The following is a 13556-nucleotide window of genomic DNA, read 5'->3' on the forward strand; positions in this document are numbered from 1 at the left end:
CGCAGCTTGATAGGGAATTGAGGGAGATACTGTTTTCAAATAAGGAATTAAAGGACTTGGGGGACTAAAAAAAATTTAATTTAATATAAAATTTAATTATAATATAATTATAAACTTATGCTAGGTTCATTTCCTTGTAAAGGTATTCTGGAAGTCTTGTCTCCTTTGGTATATCATTCTCGTCAATTGTTTCATTAATATTGCTTAAAGAAAAATATGCATCAAGGAATTTTTTGATATAAACATCATTTATCATGCCCATGGTTCCAATTCTAATTGTATTTCCCGATATCATTCCCATGCCCTTGGCAACAACTATATTTTTTTCGGCAAGTAATTTAATCTTTTCACTATTATTATTATCATAAAAGCACACCACAGTACTTGAATATGTATCTGAATTTCCAAATATCTGTATATTATTCTGATTAAGCATTTTTCTTATAAACTCAGAGGATGCAGCTATGCGTTTTGCCCTTTTTTCTATGGTTTCATCCTTTAATATTTTTAATGCAACGTTAAGCGCATTAAATATCCCTGTAGCAGGTGTATATGCCGTTTCATTTTTTTCAAGGAATTTTAATGATGTTTTTAAATCAAGATAAAATGGGACACCTGACATATCCATTTCCATTACATCATTGTATGCATCCTTGGATAGGAATATTATTGCTATTCCAGGAACACATGCTATATTCTTCTGGCTGCCAGTGGCCATTGCATATATACCATCCATATTTAAATTGTATCCTGCATATCCTGAAACATCATCTATTAAGAGTTTGGCATTTTTTGATTTTACTATTTTTACAATTTCCTTTATATTATACAATGCTGTGCCGTTTGAAGTTTCATTATGCACCAAAAATAAATAATCGTAGTCTCTTGATTGTATATCTTTAATAAGGCTTTCCGGATCCAATTCATTATAATTTACAAACTCTGCATTTTTTGTTTTTCTTTTTATTGAATCTATAAGGCGCTCTCCAAAATTTCCATAACTTATTGAAAGAACCTTTTTGTTTGTATCTATAAGTGAAAATACCATTGATTCAACAGCAAGTGTTCCTGATCCTGTTACCATGACAGTTTTATATGCACCTGATAGATAATTAAGCATCTCCTCATTTTCCGCCATTATCTCTCGGAATTTCGAGGATCTGTGATTATCAAGATATGTGGCAGCATCGAGAACAGATATCGGTACCTCAACCGGTCCAGGTATTAATAACATTTTTACCACTCTTTTAGAATATTTTCTGCGGTCATTATTGCAATTCTTTTTTGAGCCTCTGCACTCTGGGCCCCAAGATGTGGGGTTATAAGCACATTCGGCATCTTTAACATTTCAAATTCATAATCCTCCCTTGCAGGCTCATGCCAGAAAACGTCAGAAACAAATGATTTTATTGTGCCATCCCTGAGATACTTAAGCATATCCCTGCCATTTATTGCATTTGCCCTCGATGTATTAACAATAATAACCCCTTTTTTTAACATTGATAATTCCTGGTCATTTAATATATATGGTGAATCCTTTCTCATTGTTACATTTATGGATAAAACATCAGAATTTTTTAGCAAATCCTCCAGGGTAACCTTTTTAACAAAGTCCTGGTATTCAACCGGATATGGGTCATATGCAATAAAATTCATGTTAAATGCCCTGGCGGCATCTGCTATTGCATGGCCAATTCTTCCATATCCAAGAATGCCAAGGGTTTTACCTGCAAGCTCAAAGCCTTTTAACTTTGTAAAATCATTTTTTCTGGTGTTTTCAATGCCCTTAACAAGATCCCTGGCACCCATAACCATCATTGCCAGTGTAATCTCCACAACGCTTTCGGTTGAGGAACCTGGAGCGTAAACAATCTTTATATTTTTCGCCTCTGCATAATCTGTATCTATGTTATCCACGCCAATGCCAGCCCTGGCGATTATTTTTAAATTTTTTCCCCTGTCAATAATATCCCTATCTATTTTTGTTCTGCTTCTCACAACAACAACATTATAATCATTAATAATTGATAGAAGCTTATCACGGTTAATTTCGGGCTGATATTCAACATTAAATTTTGATTTTAGTTTTTCTATAAGCACATTATCCACAGGGTCACATATAAGAACTTTTCCTTCCATGACAGGGTATAGCATTATTGCTTATAAAAATTTGTTTAAACGTTATAAATTTTAGAAAAATTTAAAATTTTTAAGTCTATCAGAAATAAAATATTACCAATAAGTATATTTTTGAATATTTTTTACAGCTTAAAATAAATTCATAAATTATCTGGTCATTAAATTGATTACAAAAATTAAAATAATGTTAATTAATTAATTATAGAATGATTAAATTTGGTGTGGCCGGTATACCCCTAACCAGTAAAGGTAGAACATATGTTGATTCTATAGAGGATACTGCTAATTTGGGTTTAAATTCACTGGAAGTTCAGCTTTTAAGGGTTAATGTAAGTGAGGATCCGGCAATGGATTATGCAGGCATGTATCCGAAGGATGTTGAGGACTCAATAATAGTTGATGTATTACGGCCAGACGAATCGGGAAATTATAACAGCGTTGGTACTGATACAGTTATAGAGGAAGACGACATTATTCAGGAACTATTCTGGAATATGGCCAGAAATTATGACGACCTAAATATTGGAAAACAGGTTGCAGAAGAGCTTGACATAGATATATCCATGCATTCACCTTACTATATGGACCTTTTAAATGGTGGTGAGATTGCAGATAAGTCTTTTAATCATTTAAAATGGTCATTAATAATTGGCAGGGCAATGGGTGCCAAAAGAATAATAACACATACTGGATTTTATTGCAAAACAAAAAATTGCAGTTCTAAGAAGGCATATGAAATATATTCAGAACTTGCAAGGCTATTCCCGCATGAGAAGGGGTATCCTTATATAGGTGTGGAAGCCTCAGGGAAAAAGGACATCTTTGGGACGCAGAAGGATTTATTTACACTGGCAGACAAAATAAGTGACGTTGAACCAATACTAAATTTTCCGCACATACATGCCTTAAATAACGGGTCATTAATAGAAACAAAAGATTTTGACCATGTAATATCTGCATTTTCAAAGTATGCTAAGGGGGATCTTTATACAGAATTCGCTGGAGTGGAATATGATAATGGCAATGAAACCAAAATTACTGCAATAAAGCACGGAGACCTTAAATTTGAAACCCTTGCAGAGGTTCTTATTAACCTTGACCAGGACGTTACCATAATTTCCATGTCCCCACTCCTTGAACACGATGCTCAGTATATGGAACTAATGTACTGGCGTGCCTTGTTAAAAAAATATCAGAAAAAACTGGCCAAAAAGGCATAATGGTGGTTAAATATGGTTAGAGATTATCCTGTAAAAAAAGGAATTAAAATGGATAATGATTATATAAAATCAATTTTACAAGAGTTTGCTGGAGGCATAAAGGAGGAAGGTGGACATATAATATCCAATTTCCCTGGGCTTAAAAGGATAGAATTATGGACTGACGGCAAAAAATTATTTGCCATAACAGAAACAGATACAAGCTATGAAAAACCTCAGGAAACCATAAAGAATTACAATGCATTAATAGAGAAGCTTACGGGTTACACAGCAAAAGAGAGGAAAAAACTTTTATCAAAATGAATAAAATTAAAGTACAAAGGAGCATAATGTAAATATGGCAAAAGATAAATTATTTATTTTATTCACAATAATTTCCGTGGTTTCTATTATATTTTTTATAGCATCTTTAAACGGTTTGGTATTCCAAAACCCATCAGTAACCAGATTAATAAATATAAGCAAATTGGGTAGCTGGCAGTACTGGATTTTGGTGGCATCATTTATTATATTCATATATTTTGTGTATGAAACCTCAGCTTATGTAAATGATATATTCAAGTTTAAAAAAATGATAAATACTGAAAGCAAAAAAATATTCCTAAAAAATTTGCCTGAACTTGAAAAAATCTCTAAAAAATTTGGTGGCAGTTATAAAATCAAACTTAATGAGGTTAAAAAAAGGTGGAATATAAAAACAAAAAATTAGTCAATCAATTTTTTAACAAATTCTGGAAGTTTAAAGCAGCCATTAAGCACATCTTCGTTAAAATATTTACCAAAGGATTTTTTTTCATCCCTTATGGACATATCTTTATTAGAACCCATGGTAAATGACCAGAGTCCACTTGGATATGTCGGTATGAATGCAATATATGTTAGTACATTATTAAAAATCGATTTCATTCCCTTATTTGCCATGGATAGTGCCTCAGGCTGATAATATGGTGACCCAGATTGTGTCACCACTATACCGCCATCTGATAAGTGATCGGATACATTCTTGTAAAAATCTTTGGAAAAAAGACCCTCTGCTGGTCCCACAGGGTCTGTTGAATCTATTATTATTCTATCGAATTTTTCATTTGAATTTTTCATATATTTAATACCGTCCCCTATTATTAATTCCACCCTATTATTATCAAAAGATTTGGCTATTTCAGGGAAATATTTTTTGGAAACGTCAACAACGTTTCTGTCTATTTCTACATTTACTATCCTTTCAAAATTTAAATCAACCAATCTTTTAGCCGCACCCCCATCCCCGCCTCCAATAATCAGGGCTGATTTGGGTCTTTTATTAAAATAAAAAGGCACCATGGTGATCATTTCATGGTAAATATATTCATCCTTTTCAGTTAGCTGTACAGTTCCATCTATAGATAAAAGCTTGCCAAAATCATAAGTTTCAAAAAGATCTATTCTCTGATAGTCGGTTTTGATTGAAAGAAGCTGATCCTTTACCCTGAATGAAAGCTGCAAGTTTTCTGAATATCTCTCTGAAAACCAGTTCTCTATTAATCTCATGGTAGTGTATGGTTATACAATATATAATTCTTAGCAGATGTTTTTATTTTATTTTTTTTATTATATTTTTGGAATATTCCAGAACTTCGATTTTTCAATAACATAATAAAATTGTAAACGAAAGATTTTAATATGTCTATGTATATAATGGTATTGGTGAAATAATGGTAGGGATAAGTGAGCTTTCAAAAAGCATAGCAAAGAAAACCGGAATAACACAGAAAAAAACAGCAGAAATAATTAACGAATTCCTTAAGGAGACAGTTGAGCAGGTAAATAACGGTGCAAAAATAAACCTGGCCGGTTTTGGAATTTTTGAAAGGAAAAAGCAGAGCGCAAGAACAGCAAGAAACCCACAGACAAAGGCAGAAATACAGGTTCCAGCTAAAGATAAGTTTGTATTTAGGGCCTCTTCAAAAATAAAATACAAAGAATAAATTTCATATTTTTTATTTTAATATTTATCATTTTGATATTTATAAATTTAAGTTAAAATATTAAAATGTAATTATAATCAAATGATAGTTCTTGGTATAGAGGGTACAGCACATACGATTAGCGCTGGTATAGTTGATGACTCAAGAATTCTCGCAAATGCATCATCAACATACATACCTGATCATGGCGGCATACATCCAAGAGAGGCTGCAATACACCATGCAGATAAAATAATGGATGTTATGCATAAGGCCTTTGAGGAGGCTAAAATAGGGCCAGATAAGGTAGACCTTGTGTCGTTTTCTCAGGGTCCTGGACTTGGCCCATGCCTGAGAATAGCTGCTGTTGCCGCCAGATCATTTTCATTAAAATATAATATACCGATACTTGGTGTTAATCATCCCCTTGGGCATGTAGAAATAGGTAGAAAACTTTCAGGTGCCATAGATCCCATAATGTTATACATATCAGGCGGAAATACCCAGATTATTGCACATGAGGCAGGAAGATACAGGGTTCTGGGTGAAACAATGGATATAGGTCTTGGTAATTTACTTGATAAGTTTGCCCGTGATTCTGGAATTCCATTTCCTGGTGGGCCCGTTATAGAAAGGCTTGCATTAAAGGGTAGGAAGCTGTTGGACCTACCCTATTCTGTAAAGGGCATGGATACCTCATTTTCAGGCATATATACTGCCTCAAAAAGGTATCTGGAGACAGGTGAGAGGCTTGAAGATATATGTTTTAGCATACAGGAAACATCATTTGCAATGGTTATTGAGGTGCTTGAACGTGCACTTTATTATACCAGTAAAAATGAAATTCTCCTTGCCGGTGGTGTTGCAAGAAACGATAGACTTAGAAGCATGATTTTAGAAATGGCAGAAAGTTCGGGCTATAAGGCATACCTGACGGATAAAAAATACTGCATGGATAATGGTGCCATGATAGCACAGGCAGGTCTTTTAATGTATAAAAATGGTGCCAGGCAGCAAATTATGGAAACACGGGTAAATCAAAGATTCAGAATAGACGAGGTTGAGGTTCCATGGATAAAATCAGTAAAAATTGAGGCATGTGTAAATCGTGGTGCAGAATCCAAAATAACCAGAAAGGATTTCTATGGGCGCGATGTGATAATGAAGGAGCGGTTAATTAAATCGTACCGTAACAAAAAGCTGGATAAAAAAATCAGAAATGAAAGAACGAGAAATGAATTTATGATACTTTATAAGCTCCAATCAGCAGGCATAAAATCACCTATGGTTTATGATTATGATAAATATCAAAATATATTAACTATACAGTATATCCCTGGCATTACGCTTAATCAGGCACTAAATGATAACCATGATAAGGAATTCTATTTGGATTTGATGGATAAGCTTGGAAATACAATAGCATTAATGCATAATAATAAGATTTCACACGGAGACCTAAATCCAAATAATATTATAATAAATGGAACACAGATATATTTAATAGACCCAAGCATGGGAAAATACCTTGCAAAGGAAGAAGATCTGGCAGATGATATATTCTTATTTACCGAATCATTAAAAAATCTCTATGAAAATGGGAAAACTTTAGAAAAATTATTCATTGATTCATATAAAAAATATTACAAGAATCCAGAAGATGTGCTTGCACTTGTAAAAGAAATAGCAGATAGAAGGCGCTATGTTTGAAAATTTAGCCTGAATACATAAATATTATTTCCTGCAATAAATAACCAAAGTAATTAAACAATATTAATATTAGGATTTATGATTTATTTTGTTACCCATAATAAAAACAAATATATTGAGGCATATAAAGAATTTAAAGAAAATGGTATAGATATCTCATGGATAGAAATGGAATATCCAGAAGTACAGGGAAATGACAATGAATTTATTTCCCGCTGGAGCTGTGAAAGCCTGGTAGGCCAGGTAAATGAACCATTCTTTATTGATGATACCGGCCTTTATATTGAAAACCTTAATGGTTTTCCTGGTCCATATGCATCCTATGTCCATGATACGCTTGGAAATTCTCTGATAGTTCGACTTGCATCAGGGTCCAGAGCATATTTTAAGACAGTTATATCATTTTATTATAAGAATAATATCTACCAGTTTTCAGGAATTTTAAAAGGTATAATAGCAGATGTGGAACATGGTGGACATGCATTTGGATATGATCCAATATTTGTACCAGAAAACTCTAATAAAACGCTGTCTGAACTTAGCATTGAGGAAAAAAATAAAATATCACACCGTGGTAAGGCCATAAAGAAATTCATGGCATTTTTAAAGGATAATAGTATTGTTTAAACTTTGATTTAAAAATCTATAATTTTATTAATAAGCATATAATAGGGAATAAATCAAAAAATTATGGTGAAATATTATGGCAGTTGCAGTTATTGCTGATAAAAAAACCGGGAAAACGTACAAAAAAGAATTTTCAGACGATGTTCTGGGTTCTCTAACAGGCAGAAGGCTCGGTGAGGAAATAGATGGCATATTTTTTGATATGCCTGGGTACAAAATGAAAATTACGGGTGGAAGCGCAAAGGACGGTTTCCCCATGAGAAAGGACCTTCCAATCATGGGTAAAAAAAGATTATTAATAACCTATGAAAGGGGAGAAAAGGCAAAAAAGGGAATAAGGAAAAGGGTCACATTCAGGGGCAATGTTATAGGGTCCGATATAGCCCAGCTTAATTTGGTTATTACACAGTATGGCCCAAAACCACTAGAAGAAAATAATACTACTGAGGGAGAACAGTAAAAATGCAACAGCCTTCGGTAAATATAGGAATGGTTGGTCATGTTGACCATGGGAAAAGTACGCTTACATATGCATTAACCGGCAAAAAAACAGATGTGCATTCAGAGGAAGTTAAGCGTGGCATATCAATTAAACTTGGTTATGCAGATACACCAATATATAAATGCGTTAATGCTGAAGGCAAGGTCTTTTATAGCAATAAAAAAATTAATGATTCGTGTGAACTTTCAAGGGTTATATCAATAGTTGATGCTCCTGGCCATGAAACATTAATGGCAACAATGCTTGCAGGATCATCAATAATGAATGGTGCCATTCTTGTTATAGCTGCAAATGAAAAATGCCCCCAGCCACAGACACGGGAGCATCTTACTGCCTTGGAAATAATGGGCATAAAGGAAATTATTGTTGTTCAGAATAAAATAGACCTTGTGACCAGGGAAAGGGCAATAGAAAGTTATAATGAGATAAAGGCATTTTTGAAAGGGAGTATAGCTGAAAATGCACCAATAATTCCTGTTAGTGCATATCATAACACAAATATAGATGTCGTTCTGGAGGCTATTGAAAATATAATAAAAACACCGAAATTTAATGAGAATGATGATCCAATAATGTATGTTGCAAGGTCATTTGATGTAAATAAACCGGGAACAAAAATAAAAGACCTTAAAGGCGGAGTTCTTGGCGGCTCATTAATACGTGGCATGCTCAGTGTTGGTGATGAAATAGAAATATCACCAGGTATACAGATTAACCGTGGCAATAAAACGGTTTGGGAAAATATGACCACCAGAATAGTATCATTAATGGCAGGATCCGAATCATATGACAGAATATATCCCGGAGGCCTTGCGGCTGTTGGAACAACACTTGATCCCTTTTTAACAAAGGGGGATTCCTTTACAGGTAGGGTAATAGGAAGGATTGGGAAGGTACCAAAAACAATTTTCAATCTCTCCATGGATTCACACCTGCTCAAAAGGGTTGTCGGTTTTGATGAGGAGCAGAAGGTTGAACCATTAAAAATTAATGAAATGATAATGCTTACAGTGGGAACTGCAAATACCATCGGCGTTATAACCTCTATTAAAGATGGAAATGTTGAGGTTTCATTAAAATATCCGGTTGCGGCAAGTATTGGGGATAGAATCGCAATAGGTAGAAGAATTTCAAATAGATGGCGTTTAATCGGTTATGGTTCAATAAAAAATATATAAAATGATTTCTGGATTATTACAATGCATTTTTATTGCTTCTATATTTTTCACATGACATGGATAAAACAAATGCGATTGGTATTATTGCAAGGTGCATAATTAATGCAGATATTGTGCCATTCATAAATTTATCAGCTATGTTGCAACCAGTTTACAGTTTCTGCTAACAATGTTAACATGCACCTTTGTAAGCTATTTTCTCGTTAATGCTTAACCTTCCTGTATAAAACCCAATAACCTATAAACCTATATTCCGTTAAATTATTCAGAAATTGAATTTTTTATAATATATCACTTGTATAAATGGTTATCAGTATTATCGATAATATGTATGGTAACTGATTTATATACTAAATTTTTATTCGTATAATATAATAAGTTATTAAGTATTAATATTTAAAAACTATTTGGTGATAAAATATATAAGAAAAAATAATACTTTCTATTGGATTAAAGGTCATGGAGTTAGAAAATCGTGTTAAAAAATATTTTGCTATTGAGGAAGAGGCCCTAAAAAAGGTCAAAATATCAGTTCCAAAGGAGTCGCATTTATACCAAATAGCATCGGATCACCTTGAAATGGTAAAAAATTATTACAACGATGCACGATATTTTTATGAAAAAAATGATTTAATTAATGCTTTTGCAGCATTGAATTATTCATATGGCTGGCTTGATTCCGGGATTAGGCTGGGAATATTTACAGGTGGTCCGGACTACCGGTTATTTACTCAGTTTAGATGATTAACCTCATCAGCATTATTTTCAACGCTATATATATTAAGGTTTTTATCTTCTTTGGGTATCTCTGTTTTTATTAGTTTTTCAATTACAGGCTCAAGTCTTGAATTTAAATATTTTGATGCCTTATTAAAGGATTCAACAGTTTTATTTATGTTTCTTGATAAATCATTCAATGCACCTGTAAAATCATCCAGCTGTTTATAAAATTCCTTTACATCAGCAATAAGCGAATTAAAATTATTGTATGTGTTAACATCCCTCCATCCCATATGTATTGTTAATAAAAGTGATATTAGGGTTATGGGTGTTGCAATGATAACCTTTTTTGATATAGCATCCTCTATTATACTGCTTGAATTTTCCATTATTATACCAAGAAGTGATTCCAAAGGTATAAACATTATAACAAAATCTACAGAATTATTGAATTTTTCCCAGTATTTTTTATTTGAAAGCTCTCTAACGTGGTTATTAAAGGCGGATACATACCTGGTCAGTTGATCCTTATTTTCTGGATTTTCTAAGTACTCAAAATATCCTGTCATTGGAACTTTGGAATCTATTATTACCCGCCTATTATTTGGCATTCTTATTATCATATCTGGTTTTGCCTCACTGTCATTAGATGCTGTTTGTTCTGAAAAATCACAGTAGGGAGACATTCCGGCCATTTCAACTATCCTCCTTAAAGTTATTTCTCCCCATTTCCCCCTTATGGATGGATTTTTTAATGCATATACAAGCTTATTCGTATCTGTTTCAAGGGAGTTTATCTTTTTATATAAATTTTCAATATTGTTATTAAGTGACCCAAGTTCCATTTTTCTGCTTTTTTCTGCACTTTCTAAATATTCATTATAGCTCTTTAAAGATTCTTTTAATGGCTCAATTATACTGCTTATTTTTAAAAGATTTTTCTCATTTTCCTGCCTTTCAGTTTCAATGGCGTTTTTAAATACCATTGAACCAGTATTAATTAAATTACTGTTCTGATCATTTATATATTTATTAATGACATCCTTAAAATTCATATTAAGTTTTTCAAGCATTGAATTCATAGTTTTTCTGGAAATAACGTAATAAATTAAAATGCCTGAAATAATACCGGCACCCATGCCTGAAAGAAACCACTGAAGATTTATATTTAGCATGGTTATAGGATTTAATATAATAATTTAATCTTTGTCATACCTAGTCCAACAAATACTGTAAATTTATTAAATAGTTAAGCATGATATACTTAAAATTATAATTTAGAAAATTAATTAAATAAAATATATAATCTGCCTTATAAAAATATTAATTTTTAAATCACGCTATAAATTTAAGCGGGTCCGAAGGGATTTGAACCCTTGACCGATGGATTAAGAGTCCATCGCTCTACCTAGCTGAGCTACGGACCCACACCTATGTATAACAAAATAGTATTTTAACTTTTAATAATTATAATCCTCTGTTTAATACATTTAAAATAATAACTTTTAATATTAGTATTGAATATAACCCGTAAATGGTAAGGTATATACCAATTGGCAATGGAAAATTGCTTGTTAGCTTTAATAATGATTATAATCTTACGGATATATATTTTTCAAGAGAAATGGCTGAGAATCATAGTGGTGGTAGGCCGTTTAAATATGGTATTTCAGTGGATAATAATTTTGTCTGGATGAACAAAAATTTCCTTATTTCCAAAGATTATTTTGATCATACAATGATTGGAATTGCAAAATATAAAATTTCAGACGTATATTTTGAGGATCAAAATTTTGTTGATATCTATGAGGATATCTTTGTAAGAAAGGTTAAGATTTTGAATACAACTGATACGATTAAAAAAATTAAATTATTTTTCCACCAGAATTTTTCAATATACGGAAATAATATTGGTGATACAGCTTTTTATTACCCATACAACAATTCTATAATACATTACAAGGGAAGGAGATATTTTATGATATCCACCCTGGATGGTAATACCTCCTTTGATCAATATTCCGTGGGAATAAAGGATTTTAATGGTTTGGCAGGTACATGGAAGGATGCAGAGGATGGTGAACTTGCAATGAATACAATTGCAACCGGATCCGTTGATTCAATAATTAGGCATACAATTTCCATAGACCCAAAAGCATCATTTGAACTGTATTATTATATACTGGCAGCCAGAGATTTAAAATCACTTCTTGAAACATCAAAGGAGATAACTGTTGAGAACCTGGAAAGAATGCTTAAGAGAACTGAAAATTTTTGGGAATTATGGGTGTCAAAATTTCAGGTTAACCTTGACAATTCATTGAATGAAATGTTTAAAAAATCGTTATTTATCATAAGGTCACATATTAATGATAAGGGCGCGGTTCTGGCATCAAGCGATAGCGAAATCCTTAGAAGCAATATGGACTCATATTACTATTCATGGCCTAGAGACGCGGCATATGCAGCTATTTCAATGATTATGTCTGATCACGGAGACCCTGCAAAATTATTTTTTGATTTTTGTATATCCACAATATCAGATGATGGTTATTTTTATCATAAATACAATCCTGATGGTAAAATAGCAAGTAGCTGGCTTCCATATTACATGAATGGAAAAAGAATACTACCAATACAGGAGGATGAATCCGCCCTTGTCATCATAGCCATTTATTATTATTATTCCGTTTATAAGGATATAGAATATATATCTTATCTTTATGAAAAATTGATAAAAAAAATAGCAGATTTTCTATATGAATTTACATACGAAAACGGTCTTCCCAGGGAATCTTTTGATTTGTGGGAAGAAAGATTCGGAATTAACACATATACCGTGGCCACCGTGTATTCTGCACTTAAATATGCCTCAGCTTTTGCACAGATATTCAATGACATAGATCTCTCAAAAAAATATATGGATAAGGCTGATTTAATGCTAAAGACATTTAAGTCAACATTTTATTCTGATCTAACTGGTTATTATGGCAGAACAATGAATAATGGGAAGATTGACTTTACTCCAGATTCCTCGGTCCTATCACTTATAAACCTTGATGTGCTGCCCCCAGACGATCCGACAATAAAATCAACTGTTAATAATATTGTCTCCAGATTATGGGTTCCTGACACAGGTGGCCTGGCAAGATATGAAAAAGATTTTTATCAGAGACGGGATAACAGATATGATATTCCAGGAAATCCATGGATCATTACGACGCTATGGCTTGCGGACTACTATATCAAGATCAAAAATTTTGATAAGGCCAGAGATTTAATTTCATGGGTTGTGAATCATAGTGAGGCCTCAGGTATATTGTCTGAGCAAATAGACCCTATAACAGGTCAGCCTCTTTCAGTATCCCCATTAACATGGTCACATGCACAGTTTGTAATTACATTAATTAATTATAAAAATGCCATAAATCAAAAATAAAAATTTACAATTGTTTTTATTTAAAATAAAATATTTGAAGTAAAATTTCATATTATAAAACAATAGAACGTGTGATAT

Annotated in this window: 14 protein-coding genes and 1 tRNA gene; 10 read left to right on the forward strand and 5 right to left on the reverse strand. The window is 32.8% G+C overall.

Annotation, left to right across the window (positions count from 1 at the left end; all coding sequences use genetic code 11):
• Window positions 1–115: 115 nt before the first annotated feature.
• The gene (locus AOG54_RS00005; protein WP_054964256.1) at window positions 116–1234 is read right to left on the reverse strand and encodes a pyridoxal-phosphate-dependent aminotransferase family protein; all 1119 of its coding nucleotides are present in this window, start codon (window positions 1232–1234) and stop codon (window positions 116–118) included.
• Between the two features lie 2 nt (window positions 1235–1236).
• Window positions 1237–2139 (reverse strand): NAD(P)-dependent oxidoreductase, encoded by a 903-nt coding sequence (locus AOG54_RS00010; protein ID WP_054964257.1) that lies wholly within the window; start codon window positions 2137–2139, stop codon window positions 1237–1239.
• A 206-nt stretch (window positions 2140–2345) separates the two neighbouring features.
• Between AOG54_RS00010 and AOG54_RS00015 the strand changes: the two genes are divergently transcribed.
• From AOG54_RS00015 to AOG54_RS00025, 3 genes are read left to right on the forward strand one after another with little or no spacing between them, the layout of a single operon-like run.
• Window positions 2346–3359: a TIM barrel protein gene (locus tag AOG54_RS00015; RefSeq protein WP_054964273.1), complete on the forward strand. Its 1014-nt coding sequence runs from the start codon at window positions 2346–2348 to the stop codon at window positions 3357–3359.
• Window positions 3360–3371: 12 nt separating this feature from the next.
• Entirely contained in the window at window positions 3372–3662 is a 291-nt protein-coding gene (locus tag AOG54_RS00020) for a DUF5611 family protein (protein ID WP_048101781.1), read from the forward strand.
• A gap of 34 nt (window positions 3663–3696) precedes the next feature.
• Window positions 3697–4068 (forward strand): DUF3198 domain-containing protein, encoded by a 372-nt coding sequence (locus AOG54_RS00025; protein WP_048101780.1) that lies wholly within the window; start codon window positions 3697–3699, stop codon window positions 4066–4068.
• Here the strand turns inward: AOG54_RS00025 and speE are convergent.
• Window positions 4065–4886, reverse strand: coding sequence for a polyamine aminopropyltransferase (gene speE, locus AOG54_RS00030; protein ID WP_052656781.1), 822 nt, complete (start codon window positions 4884–4886; stop codon window positions 4065–4067). The genes AOG54_RS00025 and speE overlap by 4 nt on opposite strands.
• 164 nt (window positions 4887–5050) lie before the next feature.
• On the opposite strand from speE, the gene AOG54_RS00035 reads away from it, so the two are divergent.
• From AOG54_RS00035 to AOG54_RS00060, 6 genes are all read left to right on the forward strand, one after another.
• Window positions 5051–5323 (forward strand): HU family DNA-binding protein, encoded by a 273-nt coding sequence (locus AOG54_RS00035; RefSeq protein WP_048101779.1) that lies wholly within the window; start codon window positions 5051–5053, stop codon window positions 5321–5323.
• A gap of 81 nt (window positions 5324–5404) precedes the next feature.
• Complete coding sequence (locus AOG54_RS00040) at window positions 5405–7012, forward strand: bifunctional N(6)-L-threonylcarbamoyladenine synthase/serine/threonine protein kinase (protein WP_048101778.1); 1608 nt, start codon at window positions 5405–5407, stop codon at window positions 7010–7012.
• A 78-nt stretch (window positions 7013–7090) separates the two neighbouring features.
• Window positions 7091–7639, forward strand: coding sequence for an RdgB/HAM1 family non-canonical purine NTP pyrophosphatase (gene rdgB, locus AOG54_RS00045; protein ID WP_048101777.1), 549 nt, complete (start codon window positions 7091–7093; stop codon window positions 7637–7639).
• Window positions 7640–7715: 76 nt separating this feature from the next.
• Entirely contained in the window at window positions 7716–8099 is a 384-nt protein-coding gene (locus tag AOG54_RS00050; protein WP_048101776.1) for a 30S ribosomal protein S6e, read from the forward strand.
• Between the two features lie 2 nt (window positions 8100–8101).
• Window positions 8102–9319 carry a translation initiation factor IF-2 subunit gamma gene (gene eif2g / locus AOG54_RS00055; protein WP_048101775.1) on the forward strand — a complete coding sequence of 406 codons (1218 nt, stop codon included), beginning with the start codon at window positions 8102–8104 and terminating at the stop codon, window positions 9317–9319.
• A gap of 459 nt (window positions 9320–9778) precedes the next feature.
• Entirely contained in the window at window positions 9779–10063 is a 285-nt protein-coding gene (locus AOG54_RS00060) for a DUF357 domain-containing protein (protein WP_048101774.1), read from the forward strand.
• On the opposite strand, the gene AOG54_RS00065 is transcribed toward AOG54_RS00060, so the two are convergent.
• Both AOG54_RS00065 and AOG54_RS00070 read right to left on the reverse strand, forming a co-directional pair.
• Window positions 10051–11214 carry a DNA recombination protein RmuC gene (locus AOG54_RS00065; RefSeq protein WP_048101773.1) on the reverse strand — a complete coding sequence of 388 codons (1164 nt, stop codon included), beginning with the start codon at window positions 11212–11214 and terminating at the stop codon, window positions 10051–10053. The genes AOG54_RS00060 and AOG54_RS00065 overlap by 13 nt on opposite strands.
• 178 nt (window positions 11215–11392) lie before the next feature.
• Window positions 11393–11466, reverse strand: a tRNA-Lys gene (locus AOG54_RS00070).
• A 107-nt stretch (window positions 11467–11573) separates the two neighbouring features.
• Between AOG54_RS00070 and AOG54_RS00075 the strand changes: the two genes are divergently transcribed.
• On the forward strand, window positions 11574–13478 hold the full coding sequence (locus tag AOG54_RS00075; RefSeq protein ID WP_048101772.1) for a glycoside hydrolase family 15 protein: 1905 nt from the start codon (window positions 11574–11576) through the stop codon (window positions 13476–13478).
• Window positions 13479–13556: the final 78 nt, after the last annotated feature.

It is taken from the genome of Acidiplasma aeolicum (genome assembly GCF_001402945.1).
Classification (GTDB): Archaea; Thermoplasmatota; Thermoplasmata; order Thermoplasmatales; family Thermoplasmataceae; genus Acidiplasma; species Acidiplasma aeolicum.